General features: G+C 43.0%; 17 protein-coding genes and 2 tRNA genes. 3 read left to right on the top strand and 16 right to left on the bottom strand.

All coding sequences use genetic code 11. The features are described 5' to 3' along the window. Positions 1–96: 96 nt before the first annotated feature. The 11 genes from G460_RS21790 to G460_RS0110910 form a co-directional block, all read right to left on the bottom strand. Positions 97–540: a hypothetical protein gene (locus G460_RS21790; RefSeq protein ID WP_051316011.1), complete on the bottom strand. Its 444-nt coding sequence runs from the start codon at positions 538–540 to the stop codon at positions 97–99. Positions 541–807: 267 nt separating this feature from the next. Continuing rightward, positions 808–1536, bottom strand: coding sequence for a hypothetical protein (locus tag G460_RS0110955; protein ID WP_026955393.1), 729 nt, complete (start codon positions 1534–1536; stop codon positions 808–810). Positions 1537–1538: 2 nt separating this feature from the next. After that, positions 1539–1982: a hypothetical protein gene (locus G460_RS0110950; RefSeq protein ID WP_026955392.1), complete on the bottom strand. Its 444-nt coding sequence runs from the start codon at positions 1980–1982 to the stop codon at positions 1539–1541. Beyond that, a complete protein-coding gene (locus G460_RS0110945) occupies positions 1979–2593 on the bottom strand; it encodes a GTPase domain-containing protein (protein WP_026955391.1) in 615 nt (204 codons plus the stop codon). Before G460_RS0110945 ends, G460_RS0110950 begins: the two co-directional genes overlap by 4 nt. Before the next feature lie 86 nt (positions 2594–2679). After that, on the bottom strand, positions 2680–5667 hold the full coding sequence (locus G460_RS0110940) for a histidine kinase (protein WP_026955390.1): 2988 nt from the start codon (positions 5665–5667) through the stop codon (positions 2680–2682). Then, the gene (locus G460_RS0110935) at positions 5654–6382 is read right to left on the bottom strand and encodes a LytR/AlgR family response regulator transcription factor (RefSeq protein WP_026955389.1); all 729 of its coding nucleotides are present in this window, start codon (positions 6380–6382) and stop codon (positions 5654–5656) included. The genes G460_RS0110940 and G460_RS0110935 overlap by 14 nt, the downstream gene beginning before the upstream one ends. Positions 6383–6536: 154 nt before the next feature. After that, positions 6537–8768: an NADP-dependent isocitrate dehydrogenase gene (locus tag G460_RS0110930; protein ID WP_026955388.1), complete on the bottom strand. Its 2232-nt coding sequence runs from the start codon at positions 8766–8768 to the stop codon at positions 6537–6539. A gap of 180 nt (positions 8769–8948) precedes the next feature. Next, complete coding sequence (locus G460_RS0110925; RefSeq protein ID WP_026955387.1) at positions 8949–9749, bottom strand: amidohydrolase; 801 nt, start codon at positions 9747–9749, stop codon at positions 8949–8951. Beyond that, positions 9750–10304 (bottom strand): peptide deformylase, encoded by a 555-nt coding sequence (def, locus tag G460_RS0110920; protein WP_026955386.1) that lies wholly within the window; start codon positions 10302–10304, stop codon positions 9750–9752. Continuing rightward, complete coding sequence (gene ruvX / locus G460_RS0110915) at positions 10301–10714, bottom strand: Holliday junction resolvase RuvX (RefSeq protein WP_026955385.1); 414 nt, start codon at positions 10712–10714, stop codon at positions 10301–10303. Before ruvX ends, def begins: the two co-directional genes overlap by 4 nt. Then, a complete protein-coding gene (locus G460_RS0110910) occupies positions 10714–11472 on the bottom strand; it encodes a hemerythrin domain-containing protein (RefSeq protein WP_026955384.1) in 759 nt (252 codons plus the stop codon). The genes ruvX and G460_RS0110910 overlap by 1 nt, the downstream gene beginning before the upstream one ends. Before the next feature lie 161 nt (positions 11473–11633). Here G460_RS0110910 and G460_RS0110905 point away from each other — a divergent pair, with 161 nt between their 5' ends. Continuing rightward, positions 11634–13301 carry a S41 family peptidase gene (locus G460_RS0110905; protein WP_035464308.1) on the top strand — a complete coding sequence of 556 codons (1668 nt, stop codon included), beginning with the start codon at positions 11634–11636 and terminating at the stop codon, positions 13299–13301. A 278-nt stretch (positions 13302–13579) separates the two neighbouring features. Then, positions 13580–14014 carry a VOC family protein gene (locus tag G460_RS0110900; protein WP_026955382.1) on the top strand — a complete coding sequence of 145 codons (435 nt, stop codon included), beginning with the start codon at positions 13580–13582 and terminating at the stop codon, positions 14012–14014. 178 nt (positions 14015–14192) lie between these two features. On the opposite strand, the gene G460_RS0110890 is transcribed toward G460_RS0110900, so the two are convergent. Further along, the gene (locus G460_RS0110890; RefSeq protein ID WP_035464307.1) at positions 14193–16145 is read right to left on the bottom strand and encodes a M1 family metallopeptidase; all 1953 of its coding nucleotides are present in this window, start codon (positions 16143–16145) and stop codon (positions 14193–14195) included. Positions 16146–16307: 162 nt separating this feature from the next. Here G460_RS0110890 and G460_RS0110885 point away from each other — a divergent pair, with 162 nt between their 5' ends. Then, positions 16308–18134: a TonB-dependent receptor gene (locus tag G460_RS0110885; RefSeq protein ID WP_026955380.1), complete on the top strand. Its 1827-nt coding sequence runs from the start codon at positions 16308–16310 to the stop codon at positions 18132–18134. Between the two features lie 422 nt (positions 18135–18556). On the opposite strand, the gene G460_RS0110880 is transcribed toward G460_RS0110885, so the two are convergent. The 4 genes from G460_RS0110880 to G460_RS21785 form a co-directional block, all read right to left on the bottom strand. Continuing rightward, positions 18557–18631 (bottom strand) — tRNA-Val (locus tag G460_RS0110880). A gap of 28 nt (positions 18632–18659) precedes the next feature. Continuing rightward, a tRNA-Val gene (locus G460_RS0110875) sits at positions 18660–18734 on the bottom strand. Between the two features lie 157 nt (positions 18735–18891). Further along, a complete protein-coding gene (gene amaB / locus G460_RS0110870) occupies positions 18892–20436 on the bottom strand; it encodes an L-piperidine-6-carboxylate dehydrogenase (protein ID WP_026955379.1) in 1545 nt (514 codons plus the stop codon). Positions 20437–20494: 58 nt separating this feature from the next. Then, entirely contained in the window at positions 20495–21526 is a 1032-nt protein-coding gene (locus G460_RS21785; RefSeq protein ID WP_157366913.1) for a DUF4421 domain-containing protein, read from the bottom strand. Positions 21527–21622: the final 96 nt, after the last annotated feature.

The following is a 21622-nucleotide window of genomic DNA, read 5'->3' as shown; positions in this document are numbered from 1 at the left end:
TTAAAAAACTAATACTTTATTTGATTACAATCTAAAAGTTCACAAGTATAGAATCTTAAACTTTTAGAATATCTGGAAATAAACAGCTGTGTCAAATTAGTAGATAACTGTAGCAATCTGCCCTCCCAGCGCTATCACTTTTCTATCGATTGCTGCTTTTGCTTTTTGTATGGCAGAACGGAGTAGGTTTAGATCAACCAAATTAGCAGTCAATAGACGAGGATCTTCCAACCACAATTCTGGGCTCTTCTTTCCCTTTGATTGATTGATACTTCGAAGAGTCACCGCGATATTCTCAGGAACATTGACGATCTCTGCGATCTCTAGATCCGAAAACTGATCCTTATACAAAGAATGAACCATCTCTGAGGGATAGATATGATCGTAATCATAAGGGTCCCCTCCCCAGAGCTGTGCTCCGGTATAAGAGTCAAGATAGGAAGCTCTTCCTCCACCTTTTAACACCGCTTGAGCGTGAAGTTCTGCTTTGACTTTTTCGAAGGCTTTGTTGATTTCTCCTCTATGGTAGGGTCTGGACATAATTTTATTTAAAGTGCTGGGGAGTGAAATCCATGGCTATGTCCATTAGGATGATGGGGACATTTCATGGATGTGAGATTGATAAGACTTGGATTTGTGATCCCACAAAATTTACAGGTATAGCTCTGCATCTGGCCTCCTTCATATAGCTTATGCTTCCCTTGATGAGCTCCCCTAGGATGCCGAGGACAAGTCATGCTGGTCAGCATGGTGATGGAAGGCGATGGAGTGCCGCAGTATTCGCAGAGGTGGGTGGGCATATATTTTTTAAAATTGAATTTTGATGTCCAAATCAATGTGTTCTAAAAAAAACACATTCGCATCCAATCCTATGTTAGTTCCAAGATTAAGTTTCTTAACCATAGCATTTAAATGTGCGGCATATGTTATAGCAAAATTTAACTCGGTGCTCAAGCTTGTAGAAATAGTTTGAGATGTTAGTAAACTTGGATTCTCAGGGTTTCGGGAATTGACGAAATCCATCATTTCCTCATCTTTATCTAAGCCTGTCTGACGAGCATAATCAATTGCCTTATTAAAGGCAGGAGTATCGATCTCTGAGTAAGTGTTTTTTAATTTATATTTTTTTTCTCTTTCAAAAGTAAACTCAGCTCCTGCGTTTTCTCCAGCTGAGAATTTAAAGGTTTCTATTTTTGCATTTCCATTAATCTTAAACCCGAATTTCTTGTAAGAGGAAATTTTTGATTGAAATGATTTAGCACCAAGATGTCCAGCTAGTTGACTAAATTTTTGCATTTTCATTCTTTGGATTTTATCTCTATCAAAAGAGATAGGGTAGTAGGAGTTAGGTGAAAAAGGGTGAAGGATATAGGTTTGATTTACTTCTACTCCTCCAGGGAATTTCATTTTTCCCGGCATCCTCTCAATGGATAAAAATTCATTCTTATCATCTCCGGTAAAACTTGGATTGTATTTTAGAGAACGATGGTCTAAATCATTCAATATAATTATTGATTGAGGAGAGTCTTTCAACATTGTTATTTGAAAATTAAGTATGCAGTGATTGCGAGTGCCGAGGTGACGACCATAGTCTTCACGAGAGTGAATCTTTGGATCCCATCCTGTATTTGCAATAAGCTAATAGGATTGATGGTTTTGTTAATCTGAGAGAGACAATGAATTATGTATTTTTCAAACTCATTTTTTGAACCTGAAAAAGAACAGCTAAACATCATTGTCCTACCAATTTCATCTTTTTCATTTAAGCAACCGGTGATGATGAAACTTCCAAAAAGGGTCCTTTTCACCGTTGTTTTCGGGTGCTTTATTTTTTTTAATTTGGCGTTAAAACCACTAGGTGAAAATCTTTCTTTCAAATTAATTGTACTGGCCTTGCTTTTAGAAAGAAGTTCTTCATTTAAAAAAATATAAGACGACCCTGAGAGCTTTTCATGCTGAATAAAAACTATATTCTCCATCATTTAAACAGTTTTTCCACTAATTTTTCAATCTCTTCTTTTTTTGTCAGATCAAGGAAAATAAAAGCATCTGCTTTCAACTCGAAATTCTTATTATTTTCTTTGATGGATTGTTTTAGAAGACCCATTATTTCTTTTTGATTTTGCGCTCTTTTAGGTAGTAGATCTGCATGAGTTCCAACAAAAAACATTCTCTTAGAACTATCGATACTCGGGATTACAATTTTGGTGAAATAGCTAAAAACCTCGTTCCTTGGGTGATCCTTCTCAATCAAAAAATCATTTGCATTAAATAGGCAGAAGACAACGTCTGATTTTTCGATTTCTTCTGTCGTGTAACTACGCAGCATGGCTGGATCGCCTGAAATATCGTTACCCTTTTTTATTGTAATAGAATTCTCTCCTCTTTTTAGAATTACCTCGTCTAACTCATCAGTGGAAATAGTCAGGTATTTTTCAGGGGCAATGTTCCTTATTGCAAGTTGTAGTATTGTTTTTCCGCTACCTCTAAGGCCAAGGGTGGTAATATAAATTGTGTTCTTCTCTTTAAAAAAGTGATACCCTCCGGTTGCTACGCCTATTAAGGCTATTGCTGCTGCTATTAATGGAATCATTCTTTTTATTTAAAAATATGGATTCGAACAGGTTGACTTATGGATGTTTAACAACTGCCTCAAAACTCTGAATAAGCGTCAATTTTTTACCCACAAAAAACAATCACCCGCACTTCACACCCATTAGAACTGGAGTGAATCGTGAGGCTTTTGGGTGAGTAGCCGGGCAGGAGGCTGAGCTTTTCACGAATCATTTGGATGCCTTTGGATTCATGAGCCCTATCCGAATGCCCCATCCCTGTACCATTGTCCTTGACTATACAGAGTAGACGATGGTCGGGCAAGAAATCATACGTGATCGTCAGTTTGGGATCAGGATGCTCGATTGCAAAGGCATGATTGAATACATTCTCCACTAAAGGCTGAATCAGCATGGGCGGTAGTAGGACATCATCTTTCTTATCCAGCGCATTCCCCTGAATTTCCCACCGAACTCGATTATCCATCCGGATATTTTCCACCTCGATGTACTTGGTCAGATAGGCGATTTCCTCCTTCAAAGTTACCTGACTCTTACTACTCTGCTCCAGTGTACTCCGGATCAATCGGCTGAATTTACCCAAGTATTCCAAGGCTTGAGAAGTGTCTTTTTTCAGGATATAATATTGAATGCTATTGATCGCATTGAAAATAAAATGCGGGTTCATCTGGGATTGCAATGCTTCCAGTTTGAGCTCAGTCAATCTTTCCTTAAGCTGAGATCTATTTTTTACCTGCTTCATCCTTATTTGGTAAATCAAGAAAAACAAGCTTACCAAGCCCAATCCCACCAAAATCAAAAACCAGGCTTGCAAAAAATAAGGCCGCGCAATTGAGAAACTGAGCAACTCGGATTTTGAAATTTTCCCAGAAAACAAATCGTGAGTTTCCACCTCCACTTTATATTTTCCGGATGGCAAAAAGGTCAATTCAATGAGCGGCTCATCACCAAACTCTGTCCAATCTGCATCAGGCTTGATACGATAGCGGTAGCGAAGTTTGCTTTCATTCAAGTTTCCTTTCGGCTGAAAACGAAGCGCCAGAGAATTTTCTTGGGCGTCCAGATTCATCGATCCTCCCTGATAGACAAACCAACGAAATTCAGAGGACGAAACAGGTTTCGCGTTGACCTTGAGCTCAGATATTGCCAGTTGAATTGGAGCATATTCCTTTGATATCAGGCCCGGAATATCCAAGACATAAAAACCCTTATCCAGCCCGATGTACAATTTGTCCTCAATCCGCTTAGCATTTTTGTACACCCGGTCAAAATCCCCTCCACCTTGAGACCAAAATCGAATCTCATCTCCCTTCAAAATATGAAGACCGAGTTCGGTTCCGATAAGAAACACATCTTGAAAGGATTCGATAAAAAGAATTGAAGTCCCCAGCAACTCTTCTTTCGGCCATTTTCTCAAGATTTCGAATTCCGGCTCGACTTGAATCTGATAAAGATCTCCAAACTCTGTCCCTACTAGCAGCTTCCCGTCTCCCAAATCATGTAAGGTTTTAAACTTCAATTCATCCCAGATCTCGGCTTTTTTGTAGGACAAAAAATTCTGATGCTCATACTGATACAACCCATGAAAGACGGAGGCTAAAAAAGTCCGATTTTGGGAAGTAATCACCTGCACTATTTGCAAAGGCGTATGAGGATGATCTGGCTGATGATAGCTGTATTCCATCTTGGCAGGATCTGAATAAATCCGAACCCCGGCATAAGGACTTGTCTCCAAGAGTTCGCCTGACGGAGTGAAGCCTATACTATAGGCATGTACGGGGAGATAGTTCTGCAGCTTCCCATCCAGACTCAGCTGAAAAATGCCAATATTCGAATTTGCCCAAAAAGATCCCTCCTGCTTGTGTAGCTCGTAAAACTCAATCTCCTCAGCAGGTATATTCGGGTCCAATTCAAAAAACCCATCACTATGTTGGGGGATTTTGGAAGGATAAAATCGGTAATATTCTGCTTGTTTTTGCTTCAAGTCTACTGCTTTGGCGAAATTCACATCGCCTTTTGCATCACGTATTTCTAGCCCTTCGTTCGTCAAAATCCCGTGTTTCACGCTGTCACCTGCGATCCCCTTCACCTCCAATTGATCCAGTTGCTCATAGATAATCGCATCATCCAGCCTAACCTGATAAAGACCTTTGGTTTGAGAGCCAAGAAAAAGCAACTTCCGATCTCTGTCAATAGCCCCAGCCTGAATAAACTTTGACTCGACACCAAACCAAGCATTGAGGTTTTCCAAAGTTCCATCACGATAGCAAAACACCCCGCCATCTTTGGAAAATGTACTGGCAGCAATCAGAAAACTTTCTCCTTGGAGACCTTCTAGCTCTTGCCATACAATTGACTGCCCGAAGCTTTCAGAAGGCTTTTCTCCATTCAAAAAATCAGAAAGCCGTACTTTTTTGATAGACCCTTTGTCCGCCAAAAATAAATCTTCTCCTTTCTGAAATATCGAATAAATAGGAAGCCATTCATTTACAAGAGAAACTTTGGGACTATCTCCAGAGAGATCCAGCTCATAAGTTCCGCTCCGATATGTGGTAAAAAACAAATGGTCTCCATTTTCAAAAAAGCCAGTGGTATAATTGAGATCATTTTCCTTTTGAGTGGCGGGAATAGGATGAATGTCAAAAGTGTGAATATCCGCAACGCTGACTCCATCTTCGGTACCAATCAGCATTTGGTCCTTATAAGCATAAAATCGCCTGATCCTATTGTCAGTCAATCCATCTTCTTCCGTAAAAACATGAAATTCACTTCCATCAAAAACTGCCCCCCCCCCTCCATAGCTTCCAAACCATAGATTTCCATTCTTGTCTTCGGCTATAGCCCAACAGCTATTAAAACCCAATCCATCTTCCTCATAGAAGTTTTGAAAAACACCGTTTTCAAATTTAGATAGTCCATTTTCAGTACCAATCCACAAAATCCCCCTAGAATCTACCAATAGTGATCTAATAGCATTATTGGGAAGTCCATCGGCCGTGGTAAAATTATGAGATGGAACTTGCTGAGAATGAGCTGAACTCACGAGGACCAAAAAGATCCAAAAAAGAAAAAGCAGCTTCTTAATAAAACCCATCTTTCAGATTTGCACTCTTTCTGACAGAAACAGAGATTTTGTCGCCGTTCTTCAGGATCATCATTCCCTCTTTCTTCTCATAGCGATGCATTTTGGTACAATTCACCAAGATCTTATCATGGACTCGAGTAAAAAGGTTGCTGGATTTTAAGCGCTTTTCATAGTGGAGCAAAAGCTTGGTGACGGTTAGTTTTTCTCCACTTTCCAAATGAAAAACTGTGTAGTTGCCAGAAGCTTCCAGGTAAAGAATCTCATCTAGTGAGACAAAATCATCGTGCGTTTGGGATTTCAGCCTGATCATTTGATTTCCTCGAAGCTGGCTCTCCAATTTGGCTTCGGCATCCTCTTTAGACTTAAGTTTGTTCAGATACCGAGAAACAGTCTTATTCAGCTCGACGATATCGATAGGTTTTAGCAGATAATCAAAGGCCTCATTTTTGATCGCTTCTATTCCATACTCCTGATGAGCTGTAGTGAAAATCACCTCAAACTCCCGAAATGGAAGACTCTCCAGCAAGGAAAATCCATTTTGCTGTGGCATCTGGATATCCAAAAAAACAAGGTCGGGATCAAATTTTTGTATAGCAGGCAAGGCTTGCGCTACAGAACTACACTTGGCAAGAATTTGAAACTTGCCCGGAAAATTCAATTCTAAAAGAATCTCCAATGATTCAAGCGCATGCTTTTCATCATCCACAAGAATTGCTCTGATCATTTCACTTCGTATGGTCTAAAAATTAATATGGAAAAATAAATCCAAAACAGACGCGCAATTACATGAGCGCTGGATTTTGATCTATAAGTGACGAAAATACAGTTCTTCACCAATAAAAAGCAAAAAACCGGGACAATATCCCGGTTTTCATTGCTTATGCTAGTTGAGCTAAAATCTCATTGAGCGTGGCGCTTGGCCTCATCGCTGTAGAAGCCAAGGATTCATCAGGCCTGTAGTAGCCTCCAATGGCTACTGGCACACCTTGCGCCCCATTTAGCTCTGCTTCGATTTGAGCAGCCTTTTCTCCTAAGGCTTGCGCAATCGGAGCAAACTTTGCCTGAAGGGCCGCATCTTTATTTTGAGCAGCCAGCGCCTCAGCCCAGTAAAGAGCCAAATAGAAATGACTACCTCTATTATCCAGTTTGCCTACGACTCTGGCAGGTGATTTATCATTTTCCAACCATTTGCCGGTAGCGGCATCCAATGTTGCCGCCAAAAGCAAGGCTTTTTCATTATGGAAAGTCTGTCCCAAGTGCTCTAAGGAAACAGCCAAGGCTAAAAATTCACCCAAAGAATCCCATCTCAAATGGCCTTCGGAAGTGAACTGCTCCACATGCTTAGGAGCTGATCCACCAGCACCGGTTTCAAACAAACCTCCCCCATTCATCAAAGGAACGATAGATAGCATTTTGGCACTGGTACCCAATTCCAAAATCGGGAACAAGTCAGTCAAATAATCCCTTAATACGTTTCCGGTCACAGAGATGGTATCCATCCCTTCTTTGATTCTGGCCAAAGAGAAATTGGTAGCTTCTATAGGAGACAAAATGTGAATTTCCAATCCATCTGTGTCGTGCTCAGGAAGGTATGCGTTCACTTTTTTGATCAATTCTGCATCGTGTGCACGCTGCGGATCCAACCAGAATACGGCAGGAGTATTGGAAAGTCTTGCACGAGTCACAGCCAATTTTACCCAGTCCTGAATCGGAGCATCCTTGGTCTGGCACATTCTCCAGATATCGCCTTTCTCTACAGAATGACTCAACAAAACTGAACCATCTTCTGCCTTCACCTCAACAGTTCCGTCAAAAGGGATTTCAAAAGTCTTGTCATGAGAGCCATACTCTTCTGCCTTCTGGGCCATCAAGCCTACATTGGGTACTGAACCCATCGTAGAAGGATCGAAAGCCCCATGTCTTTTACAGAAATCAATGGTCGCTTGATAGACGCCTGCATAACTTCTATCTGGAATCACCGCCACAGTATCTTGTAGCTTACCTGCTTTGTTCCACATCTGACCAGAGCTTCTGATCATCGCTGGCATAGATGCATCGATAATCACATCTGATGGCACATGAAGGTTGGTAATTCCTTTGTCAGAATTCACCATCGCCAAGTCCGGACTATCTGCATAGCAAGCGTCGATATCCGCTAGGATTGCTGTTTTTTGATCAGCTGGAAGCTTCTCGATGCTCGCCAACAAATCTCCAAAACCATTATTCACATCCACTCCCGCCGCTTCTAGAGCAGCAGCATGCTTGGCAAACACGGGCTCAAAAAACACTTTCACAGCATGACCGAAGATGATCGGGTCAGATACCTTCATCATGGTTGCTTTCATATGCAAGGAAAAAAGAATACCTGCTGCTTTCGCTTCAGCCTTTACTTTTTTCAAGAATGACTTCAATGCAGCAATGCTCATAGTCGAGGCATCGATCACCTCTCCTTTTTGAAGTTTCAATCCAGATTTAAGGATTACTTTTTGACTATCCGCTCCGGTCAATTCGATTACCACAGAGGTTGCCTCCGCCAAAGTGGTAGACTGCTCACTTCCGTAGAAATCTCCTTCGCTCATGCTCGCTACATGTGATTTGGACTCAGGAGACCATTTCCCCATGGAGTGAGGATGCTTTTTGGCATAAGCTTTTACTGCTTGAGGAGCTCTTCGATCTGAGTTGCCCTCTCTCAACACTGGGTTTACAGCAGATCCTTTGATTTTATCATATTTTGCTTTGACGGTCTTCTCCTCGTCGGTTTTTGGTTCCTCGGGATAGTCTGGCAAAGCATACCCTTTAGCTTGCAATTCTTTGATCGCTGCTTTCAGCTGAGGCACTGAAGCGGAAATATTAGGAAGCTTGACAATGTTTGCTTCTGGAGTTTTGGCGATTTCACCCAACTCAGCCAATGCATCACCGATTTGCTGCTCCGGCTTGAGAAACTCTGGGAAATTGGCAATAATCCTTCCTGAAAGTGAAATATCTCTGGTCTCTACCAATACATCAGCAGATTTGGTAAAAGCCTGCACGATAGGAAGTAAGGAATAAGTGGCTAAGGCGGGAGCCTCATCCGTCAATGTGTAAAGAATTTTTGGGGTCTGATTGCTCATGATTAGAACTATACGAAATAGGTATTAAAATGTCATTTTTCTCTTACTCGTGCTAGATCCGATCGATCCGTAGCCCGAGATTTCAACAGAAAAAGGAGAAAAAGAGCTAGAAAATTGCGGGGCTAAAATACGGAAAATATCCTGGTATCAAATTCCATTAATGGAATACCAAAACCAAAGTCAGTTTCTATTCCTGATCTCAAAATCGTCGGCATCCATCCAGGCAGGAAACTTCTCCCTATAGGCCAAAAGCTCCTCTTTGTGAAGCGTGATGAGGCCGATTGATTCGTCTTCTCCCAAGTGAATAGCGGCATTGCCTTTGAAATCATACACGGCAGAATGACCTACATATGGGATTTGATTGCCGTCTATCCCCACCCGATTGACCCCTATGGCATAAGCGAGATTTTCTACCGCTCTCGCTGGCAACAAAATATCCCACGCCGAAGCTCTTGGTGCGGGCCAGGATGCTATATAAAGCATGAGGTCAAATGCCATCCCCTCATCACTATGCTGATTTCTGGACCAAATGGGAAACCTCAGATCATAACAAACCTGCGGAAGGATCTTCCACCCTTTCCATTCAAAAACAGGTTGGGATTGTCCGGCCGAAAAGTGATCATGCTCCTCAGCCATTCGAAACAAATGACGTTTGTCGTAAAATTGAATTTCGCCAGAAGGCTGCGCCCACAAAAAACGGTTGAAATATTCTCCTCCAGCCACGACGATCGCGCTGCCACATACGACTGCTTTTTTCTGGGAAGCCATTTGCTTCATCCATTTGCAGACAGTCAGATTCATAGGTTCGGCCAGCTCCTCAGCATCCATGCTAAATCCAGTTGGGAACATCTCAGGTAGCACAATCAAATCGACTTCTTCCTCAATTCCCCAGATCTTCTCTTCCAGCATGGCCAGATTGGCCACTTTGTCTTTCCAATAAAGATCCGTTTGGATCATCGCTATGTGTAGCGAGGTATTCATTTACTTGACCGGGTAGACCATTCTGTAATCCGTGGACACTTTCCCTTTGCTCACTTCGATGAGTTTGGACTGCACGAGTCTTTTCTTTAGGCCCTTGAGGTAATCCACGAAAAGAACCCCTTCAAGATGGTCATATTCATGCTGGATCACTCGGGCGGTCATTCCCGAAAACTCCTCTTCTTTCAGGTTCCAGTTTTCGTCAAAATACTCGATCGTCAATGTCTCAGGACGGATAATTTCTGCTCTCACATCCGGAATACTCAAACATCCCTCTTCAAAAGAGAATTTATTGCCATATTCATCCAAAATAATGGGATTGATAAATGCGCGGCGAATGCCTGTCTCTTCGTCTTCCTCATCCAGCATCAAGGTACTGTCGATGACAAAAAGCCTCACTCCCTGATTGATCTGGGGCGCAGCAAGACCTACACCACTGGCATGATCCATGGTGGCATACATGTCCTCGATTAATTTATTCAGGTCTGTTCCTTCTTTTATTTCCTCTGCTTCCCGCTTCAATATCGGGTTTCCGTAAGCTACGATCGGATATATCATTTTCTATCTAAATACGACTGTAAGATGATGGCGGCACTGACCTTGTCCAGATTCCCGGACTTTTCTCGTCGGTCTTTCTTTTTGCTGCCCATGGCAATCATCGACTGCATGGCCATTTTGGAGGTAAAGCGCTCGTCCACCAATTCTATTTTTAAATTTGGAAAAGCCTGAACTAGCGTCTCCTTCATCGCCAACACCTTTGGAGTCATTTCCGTTTCTTCTCCATTCAATTTTCGGGGATACCCTAGCACGATCGCCTCTACCTCTTCCCGCTGGATGTATTTTTTCAAGTAATCCAGCAACGTGGATGTCTCGATCGTTTCCAAGGGATTGGCCAGCATCTGCAATGGATCGGTCACTGCCAATCCTGTGCGTTTGGTCCCCAGATCAATGGCTAAAACTCTGGGCATTAGTTGATTTTTATTTTGTTGGTGATTTTTCTGATGGCTTCCTTTTCCAGCTCTATCGCCTTAGGAAAAAGCAGTTCATCCTCGATTTGGGCATGGATGATCAGCTCTTGTTCAAAATTTTGAAGCTCATGGTACAAGACCCGCATGGTCAGAGGAGCATCTTCTGCGAGTGTGTAGTCCGAAGTCAGCTTCCTGATTCCTTCCATTTCATCATCGTGGATTTCATGCTCATCTGCCAAAGATTTGACAGGATCTCTCTGCAAAATAATCAGGGCATCGTGCAGTGAAAAGTTGCCGTCTTCAATATCCTGAAGCAATTCGATTCTTTTAAAGAGTCGGCTTTCCTCCTCATGGATGTGATGGATGAAGTCTTCTACAAAAAGTGGAAACAAAATCCTCAGGTCATTCATCAATCCCTGAAATTCTTTTTCCGGACTAATACCAGAAATCAAATTGGATAAAAAGGGAAGTTCTTGACGAACAAAGTAATAGTGTTTCTTTTTGAGATAGGCGACCAGCACCTCTATGGGATTCAGATAAAGCTCTTCTGTACTAGGCTCTTTTCGTGCCGCCCAAGCTTCCAGTTCTGAGATCAACTGACCCGGTTTTACCTTATGTTTTTTGCACACCTGCTCCAGCGATTGAGTAGGATATTGGTAAAAGCTGATTCCAAAATAATGCAGCACAGAGGCAAAAACATAGTTTTCGGATACAAGATCCCCCACTAAAACTTTATTGAAATTTTGCTCTGTCCGCATTTCACAAAAATAATTTATTTTAATAGAAAACTGGGGATTTTATCCGACCTTTATCTGATCCCGTCGTATAAACTTTTACCAAGTTTATCACAAACCTCTTTGAAACACTCCTTTTTGGCAGTAGTTTTTGATAAGAAAATAACCAACGAAAGTTTAAAATCGTGAGCGAGACTAAGAATTCAAAAGCGCAAATCAGGCTTCCTATTATTTTGGCTTTGGCTATTTCAGCCGGCATCTGGATCGGAGCCACTTTTGCAGAACCTAAAAGTAATCAAAATGACCTGAGAGCGGCCCTTTACAAGCTCCAGGAAATCATGACTTATATCAATAGGGACTATGTAGACAGTGTCAACACCAATGAACTGGTGGAATTCGGCATCACCAAGATGCTGGAAAACCTAGATCCTCACTCCAGCTATATTCCTGCTAGGGATGCTTCCCTGGCCCAATCCCAACTAGACGGGGAGTTTGACGGAATCGGAGTGGAATTTGGCATCATCCGAGACACGATCTACGTGGTAGCTCCTCTGACTGGTGGACCTTCCGAAGCACTCGGCATCCAATCTGGCGACCAGATCATCAAAGTCGATGGTAAAACTGTAGCCGGTACAGGCGTCACCAACCGGGATGTATTTGATCTCTTGAGAGGCCCAAAGGGTTCGCAAGTCGTAGTCGATATCAAGCGTAAAAATCAACCTGAACTGATCACTTTTGATATCACCCGGGACAAAATCCCTCAATACAGCATCAATGCTTCCTACATGGTCAATAAGGAAATCGGCTATGTCAAAATCACGCGATTTGCTGCGACTACTTATGATGAATTCAAAGAGTCTGTCAATGAGCTGAAAGCGCAGGGCATGCAGAAGTTGATCATTGACCTTCAGGGCAACCCAGGAGGCTATATGGGAGCTGCTATCAATATCGCCGATGAAATCCTAGGCGAAAAAGCACTGATCGTATCACAAGAAGGGAAAGTAGACCAATACAGTCAAAAAGCTTACGCGTTCAGACCCGGCATCTTCGAGCAAGGATCTGTAATCGTGCTAGTGAATGAAGGCTCAGCTTCCGCATCAGAAATTCTTGCCGGCGCTATTCAGGACAATGACCGAGGCTTGATCGTCGGAAGAAGATCATTTGGAAAAGGGCTGGTACAAATGCCAATCGATCTTTCGGATGGTGCGGAACTTCGATTGACAATTGCGCGATACTATACTCCTTCTGGCAGATCTATTCAAAAACCTTATGAAGCCAATCATGAGGAGTATGAAAAAGACTTTATCCAGCGCTATGAGCATGGGGAGTTTTTCTCTGCTGACAGCATCAAGTTCAATGACAGTCTGAAATACGAAACTTCTAAAGGACGGATCGTCTATGGCGGCGGCGGCATCATGCCGGATTATTTCGTTCCTCTTGACACGACCCTTAGCTCTATGTATGTCAATCGTCTATTCAATTCAGACTCTCCGAGAGAATTTGTATTGGAGTACGCCGAGGACAATAAGAGCAAGTTTGCAGATATGAGTGTTCAGGAATATTACAATGAGTTCACATTCTCTGACGCCATGCTTCAAGAAGTCATCAAGGTAGGCGAAAAGAACAAGGTCAAATTTGACGCTGAAGACTACAAAAAGTCCAAGGAATATCTGAGAACTTTGATGAAAGCACACTTGGGCAGACAGCTCTATGATGATGACGCATTCTACATGGTGGTCAATGACATCAATGAAGTCTATCTTCAGGCACTGAAGCTTTTTGACGAAGCAGAAAGAATCGCAATGGCCTCAGACCTGAGCAGTGCTGCAATGCAAGAAGAAGAAGAAGAGTAAATTCTCATTTTATAGAAAAAATCAAGAGGCTGTCCAACGGGCAGCCTTTTTTGTCTAATATTATTTCTCGACTTATAGTTTTTAAATCTATTAGACGGCCAGAAAAAAGTATCGAAGTTCCGTTTAAGCAAACTTCGGTCATCCGTCACCGGTCACCCGGCCATATCAAGTAAAGGAAATTAGGTTTGTGGTGCAAAAGCGGATACACACATTAATTAATCCTTGCCTCAGCTTTTCAAAAACACTTTCTTTAAGACCCTATCCAAAAAAATCAGTCCATGAAAAAATTCCTTTTTACCCTATTCCTCGCAGCTGTAACTCAAGTCTCCATAGCGCAGATCAAAACAAACCACATCGCTGTCCATGTCTCAGACTTGAAAGAAAGCATGGAATTCTACTCCTCAATCCTGAAGCTGCAAGAAATCGAGGAGCCATTCAAAGATGGAATTCATGCCTGGTATGACATCGGTGGTGGAACAGCCCTGCACCTCATAGAGCGCGAGAACACTCCCACAGAAATATCCAAAACCAATCACCTTTGCTTTAGCATGGCTGATATGGATAGCTTCATAGAAAGATTAAGAGAGACCAATTACCCCTTTGAAGACTGGCCGGGAGAAAAAGGAAAGATCACCACTAGAGTAGATGGAATCCGACAGATCTACATTCAAGATCCGGATGGTTATTGGCTTGAGATCAATGATGATTACTGAAACCAATGAATAGCTCCTTTTGCATTATTATTTAGTTTTCTTTGGGTTATTGGCTTGATGACAGATGTCCGCTGCCCGATGTATGTAGCACTCGATCCTCTGTTCATCTTTTTTGCCACCCAAATCATAATTTCGAATCAAAAAAAAACCCGATCACACTGATCGGGTTTTTGATGTTTTAATCCTCATAAACTTTTTGAGGCCAAGAGTCATTGGAAAAGTTGACATCCGGTAGAATCTTATCAGGATCTACAGTCACGGATTTCACCTTTTTCTCAGACTCGATCATATGCGCCCATTCTTTGCCTCGCTGCCAGATTTCGACAGGAAGCATTTTACGCTCTTTGGTACCGTCTTCAAATTCGATCTCCATTAGAACTGGCATCGGAATATCGCCTTCATTGGATAAGACCACTAGAGAGTTGCCCGCATAAGGGAATACTCCTGATACACCCAAATCCACATTTCCATTGCCATAAAACCAGCCACTCCAGAACCAAGAAAGGTTTTCTCCTGCTACATTTTCCATATGATTGAAAAAGTCAGAAGGCTGCGGATGCTTGTAAGCCCAAGTTTTGATATAGGACTTGAAAGCATTGTCAAATCTCTCCTCACCTAAGACATACTCACGCAAGACGATCAATCCGATAGCAGGTTTTCTGTACGCAATCATTCCGAGATTACTGATATCCACTACATCAGGATAAGTATCGATTCCTTCACGTGTTTCGCTTAGGAAATAAGTATTTGATCTTCTCGTCTGATTCAGAGATGAAGGATACTCTCCATTATTGAATGCCAAAGTAGAGTAGTGATTGATAAAGGTATTGAAGCCTTCATCCATCCAAGCATAGCGTCTTTCGTTGTTTCCGACGATCATCGGGAACCAGTTGTGACCAAACTCATGATCCGTCACTCCCCAAAGTCCACGACCCTTGGAGGTATAGCGACAGAAGTTCAAGCCTGGGTATTCCATTCCTCCGATATCAGCAGCGACATTGGTAGCAGTTGCATACGGGAACTCAAACCACATCTCAGAATAATGCTCGATAGAAGCTTTGGAGTATTCCGTAGATCTAGACCAGGCTTCTTCGCCATGAGACTCTTTTGGATAGACAGATTGTGCCAAAATCGTTTTGCCACTTGGCAAGTTGATTTTCGCAGCATCCCAAATAAACGTCTTGGACGTCGCAAATGCGATATCTCTGGAGTTTTCGATCTGAAAATGCCAAGTCACTGTACCATCCTGCTTCGGACGAGTCACTTCCGTATTTTGGATTTCATCCAATCCGATCAGAGTCACTGTCTCATCACTTTCCTGCGCTTGCGCATAGCGATTTTGAAGCTCTTTGGAAAGCACTTCTTTTGGATTCATCAATTTACCGGAGCCCACCACGATGTGATCGTACGGCACGGTCACTTTGTAATCAAAGTTGCCATACTCCAAATAAAACTCGCCAGCACCCAAGTAAGGCTCTACATTCCATCCTTCTATGTCATCATAGACGGCCATTTTAGGATACCATTGCGCAAAGGCATAGATCCATCCATCTTCCACTTCCAGACGCCCCATTCTGTCCATTCCTTTGACAGGTACTTTGAATGAAAAATCCATAGAAATAGTCGCTTCGCCGCCTTTGGCAGGAATCGGCTGATCAAACCAAACTTGCATACGGGTATCCGTAATCAGGTGCTTGCTAGAGACAGACCCTTTGGAGCCCACTTTCGCAGCCACATTGCTGATGTCAAATCCACCATCCGTATCGCCATTGTATCTGTTGCCCTGCACAGGGGTGGTCAGAGTTCCTCTGGAATCGGCAGTGAATCGGTTTTGCTCCAGTTGCAACCATACAAAGTCCAAAGGCTCGGGGCTGTTATTGGTATAAGCAATGCTGATTTTCCCAGACAAAACATGAGCATCTTCATCCAATGCTACCTCGATTTGGTAGTCGGCCTGATTTTGCCAGTAGTTTTCGCTAGGCACTCCAGAAGCAGTACGGGTATAGGTACCCTTCCTGTTCATAAACTCTCCGAAGATAGCCTGATTGTTTTCTTTGCCTTGCTGCGCAAAAGCTACATTGCCCGCCAGCAAACCTGAAAACATCAAGCCTGTGATAATTCTTTTGATCATAGGTATCATTTTTTGCAAAGCCCAAAATTAAGGGCTTCTTCAAATTCACCAAGAACCTTTTTCACAAGCGGTTTGGGGCAGGGATATTTTTGCCCTAGCCTAAAAATTGGATTTTGACTTTTATCAATTCATTTTTGCCCCGCAAAAATTACTATCTATCGAATGAGAAAAATGTTTTATGCGGCTGCTATCTGCCTGATCAGTCTTCAGGCGAACGCCCAAAACGACACCACAGCTCAAAATCTGGAAGAGATTATCATTCAGGAAAATCGGATTCAGATTCCATTTTCCAAGCAGAGCAGAAACATCTCCGTCATCACCAAACCACAGCTGGAAACCACCCCTGCACGCAGTCTTCAGGAAGTACTTTCTTTTGTGCCTGGGGTCGATGTGCGACAGCGGGGAGTGACAGGCGTCCAAGCCGACATCGGCATCCGCGGAGGCTCATTTAATCAGACTCTGATGCTTTTGAACGGCATCAAGCTGACCGATCCGCAGTCTGGACATCACATGATGAATATCCCCGTACCTATGATCAATATCGATCGGGTGGAAGTTTTGAAAGGGCCTGGCTCCAGAATCTTCGGACAAAATGCCTATGCCGGCGCTGTCAATGTGATCACTGAGCTGTCCGATCGCCGAAGCTTACGCCTGCAAGGCTATGCGGGAGATTTTGGGATGAAAGGAATCAATTTTGCCGGTTCTCTGCCTGCCGGAAGCTTCAAGCAAAATTTGGCTATCTCCTATGATGAATCCAATGGACATTGGTACAATTCCGATTACCAAGTGAGCAATATTTTCTATGAAAACGGGATTGACCTGAATGAAAAGCACTCCCTGAGAGGAATGATCGCCTATACAGACCGAGATTTCGGCGCTAATGGGTTTTATGCCAGTACCTATCCCGATCAGTGGGAAAGTATCCAAACGACCGTCGGGGCGCTGAGCCACACCTTTTCGGATGAAAGATTTCACCTCAATACACGGGCTTACTGGAGAAAAAATGCAGACGAATACCTGCTAAGACGAAACGAGCCGGAGTTTTACAGAAACCTCCACACCTCCAATACCTATGCGCTGGAGACCAACGGGACTTACGAAAGTAAATTGGGAACAACGGGACTTGGTCTGGAAATCCGTGAGGAGAAAATCGAAAGCACCAATCTGGGAAATCATGACAGGATGCTCGCAGGCATCTTTTTGGAGCAGTTGGTCAACCTGACTGGAGGCTTTGACATTCGGGCTGGGATTTATAGCAATTATTACAACGACTATGGCTGGAAGCATTTTCCAGGAATGGAACTAGGATTTCAAGCCACCGAAAAACTGAGATTTTATACCGGACTGGGCAAAAGCTTTAGAATCCCTACCTATACCGACTTGTACTATCAGGGACCTACCAACATCGGGAATCCAGATTTGAAACCAGAGCAAGCCCAAAACTTTGAAATCGGAGCCAAATGGAATCAGGCTGGCCTTTTTGCTGAATTGGTCTATTTCAACAGAAACACGGATGATCTGATCGAGTGGACACGTCCAGACGAGGAGACCCCATGGCAGCCTCAAAACTTCAACGAAGTGAAGTTCCACGGAATCGAGGCTTCTCTTGCCTATCGATTTGCCTCTTCACCTGCTTTGATTCGGGTCAAAGAGCTGCAATTTTCCTACAACTACATCGATGCCAATTTGATCAATCAACCGGGGATCGAGACGCGCTATGCCTTGACTGCTTTGAAAAACCAAGTGATCGGCGGAGCACTGATCGGAATCGGCCAAAAGCTGGAATGGAACACCAAAATGCGCTATGTAGAACGAATCAGTCAGGACCCGTATTTCCTTTTGGACATGCGAGTGGATTACAATCGAATCGGAAAAATCGGATTCTTTGCCGAAGCATCCAATATCACTGATACTGACTACATCGAGTCAGGCACGGTACAGATGCCTGGCCGATGGTTTAGAGCAGGATTTATGTTGAATTTGGAGTAGAAACTCAAAGTCAAAAAAGGCCTCGAAGATTTTTTCTTTGAGGCCTTTTTTTTCTCTTAAACAGAAAAGCCCCAGATTTCTCTGAGGCTAATGTGGGAGTTGATCCCGATCGAATATCGCCCCACCGACCCTCCCGATGGTATCGGGATGATCTGAACAAACTGAGCTGACTCTTATTTTCAATTAATTATCCAGATGCCCTCTCAGGATTTGACTTCACACTCTGTTACTATACTTCACTTTGAAAAAAAAGCCAACAATTGGCTTTACCAGTATGACCACAATAATATGTGTTTATGATCTCATTTAAATGAGGCACCAAAGGTCTTCCCAATGAAAAATCCATCAATCTGAAGAGGATAAAATATATAAATGCGAGTAGCTTAAAAACAGAAAAGCCCCAGATTTCTCTGAGGCTAATGTGGGAGTTGAGGGATTCGAACCCCCGACCCTCTGCTTGTAAGGCAGATGCTCTGAACCAACTGAGCTAAACTCCCAAAATGGATTTTCATTGAAAGAATGGAGTGGGAGTTGAGGGATTCGAACCCCCGACCCTCTGCTTGTAAGGCAGATGCTCTGAACCAACTGAGCTAAACTCCCATTCTTTTTACCACTTTCCTTCCGAAAGGGAATGCAAAGGTAGTTTCAATTTTGAATTAGGCAAATACTCACCTAAACAAAAATCATAAACAACTGAAAATGAGGTCAAATATTTTAAACAAAAGGGCCAGTCATTGTTCTAACTAGCCCTTCTATATCAAATATCAAACTTAATCCCCTGCGCCAAAGGCAAAGCAGTGGAATAATTAATTGTATTGGTTTGCCGTCTCATATAGGCCTTCCAGGCGTCAGAGCCAGACTCTCTTCCTCCCCCGGTTTCTTTCTCACCTCCAAAAGCCCCTCCGATTTCAGCACCTGAAGTACCGATATTGACATTGGCGATCCCACAGTCCGAACCAGCCACAGAAAGGAAGGCTTCCGCCTCACGCATATTTGTCGTCATGATCGCAGATGAAAGCCCCTGAGGCACTCCATTCTGAATCGCGATAGCTTCGGCGATGGTTTTATACTTGATCAAATAAAGAATCGGCGCAAAAGTCTCATGCTGCACGATTTCATAATGATTTTCTGCTTCATAGATCGCAGGCTTCACATAGCAGCCAGATTCAAAGCCTTCGCCGGACAAAACCCCTCCTGGCACTACTTCTGTTCCACCCTCGGCTTTCACTTTCTCGATGGCATCTTCATACATTTTCACAGCATCTTGATCGATTACCGGCCCTACATGATTCTTCTCATCCAGAGGATTGCCGATCACCAATTTGGAATAGGCGGAAGCCAGTCTCTTTGCTACCTCATCAAAAACCTCCTCTTGGATAATTAATCGACGCGTAGAGGTACATCTTTGCCCTGCTGTCCCAACAGCTCCAAACAAAGCTCCCCGAATGGCCATGTCCATATCCGCATCCTTTGTGATGATGATGGCGTTATTTCCTCCCAACTCAAGCAAGGACCTCCCCAATCGTTCTCCAACAGCTTTGCCTACTAATTTTCCCATTCGGGTAGATCCAGTAGCTGAAACCAAAGGAACTCTAGTATCATGCGAAAGCATCTCTCCCACTTGATAATCTCCGACAATCAAGGAAGAAATTCCATCTGGCAAATCATGCTTTTTGAAAATCTGACTTACGATATGCTGACAAGCGATACCTGATAAAGGTGCTTTTTCGGAAGGTTTCCATACACAGACATCTCCGCAAACCCAGGCCAAGGCAGTATTCCAAGACCAAACAGCCACAGGGAAATTGAAAGCGGAAATAATTCCGACAATCCCCAGCGGATGCCACTGCTCGTACATTCTATGCCCAGGACGCTCAGAGTGCATCGTGAGACCATACAACTGACGGGAAAGCCCCACTGCGAAATCACAGATATCGATCATCTCCTGCACCTCTCCCAAGCCCTCCTGATAGGATTTGCCCATCTCATAGGAAACCAATTTTCCCAAATCCGCCTTTTTCTCACGAAGTGCATTTCCGATTTCTCGCACGATCTCACCTCTTTGAGGAGCGGGAATCAAGCGCCACTTTTCAAAAGCGATCTGAGCAGACGTCACCACTTGCTCATAGGTCTCCGCATTGGCCACCTGTACTTTTGCGATGAGTTTTCCATCGGCTGGCGAAATAGACGAGATATAGGACTCACCAGAGTCAAACCATTTTTGACCGGTAGATACACCCAAGTTTTCGGCTTGGATTCCAAGATTTTTCAGGGATTCAGCAATTCCAAATCTATCATTCATGCTATTCGTATTTTGGATTAGGATCAAAACTAAAGGAAATGCCCATTCCAGACCAAATCTATAGATCTTTATCTATTAGCCGGACAGGATTCACTTTTCTAAATTTATTTCTAAACTTCTCACTCACATTCAGCTTGTACACGAGGTTGATCCGATAATTACCCGTATTCACAGCCTGCTCAAAGGGACCTCCTCTCACAAGCTCCAAATTCTTGAGAATATAATTGGCATTGACTGAAAAACGACGTGAATTGTAGCCGGCAAAGCCCCTGAGGAAAAAAGTAGGAATCACCCCTACTTTTCTGAAAATCCGGACATCATTTTCCCATTCGGCCAAGCCCAAGCTCAGATTTGCCGAAGCCACGCCAGTCAGAAAAAATCCCTTCCCAAAAATCCATGTACCCGCCAGCCCAGCATTTGGTCCGGCTTGCAGATATCTTGCTTTGATAAAATTAAAATTCGACTGCGCTTCAAAACTTGGAATCACTAAGGAATCCCCTTTCATATTACCACCATAAATCTCAAATCCCAGAAAAGGTGAAAAAGCTGATCGCTTTTGGATCATCGATTGATTAAACGAAGCCTGGAGCGATATTTTCTCTCCAAAAAAGAGGTAATTAAAATTCACTCCATACTGCCGGAGCTTCAAATCTTCCCGCAAATAATCTTCATCGGAGTTTTCCAGCTGATCCGAGCTAAGCGTATACCCCTCATAAAATTGCCCAAAAAGATCAATTATCATCTTTTTGGGATAAATGTGAGACTGCAAATCCAGATAGAAAGGCCAATCTTTTTGCCGTGATTGATTGAGGAATGGAACTGGAAAAGCGACATTCAAAGTGAATTTTTGGTGGGTAAAACCAAGTCCCAGGTTATTGCCAGAGTTGGGTCGATAGACATACTTCCTGTCTTCCTTGGGGACATAGACTACCAAGTCCGTGTACTTTTTAGAAAAATATAAGCGCAAACCCAAAACTTCAGGCTGCTCCTCCACATAAGCTGAGTCAAAGTTGGATTTTTGACTCCAGGCCAAATCACCCCATACCAAAAATATACCTAGCAAGAATAGAAAACGAAGACGGACGGGCATTGAAGAATTTTGATTTGCACTAATTTCTAAAAATAAAACCAAAAAAAAATCCGGGTTGCTCACCCGGATTTCTTAGAAAACTATTAGAGTTCGAAA

It is taken from the genome of Algoriphagus vanfongensis DSM 17529, assembly GCF_000429465.1.
Taxonomy (GTDB): Bacteria; Bacteroidota; Bacteroidia; order Cytophagales; family Cyclobacteriaceae; genus Algoriphagus; species Algoriphagus vanfongensis.
The sequence above is the reverse complement of the archived record's forward strand: the minus strand, read 5'-3'. Positions and strand labels throughout refer to the sequence as shown.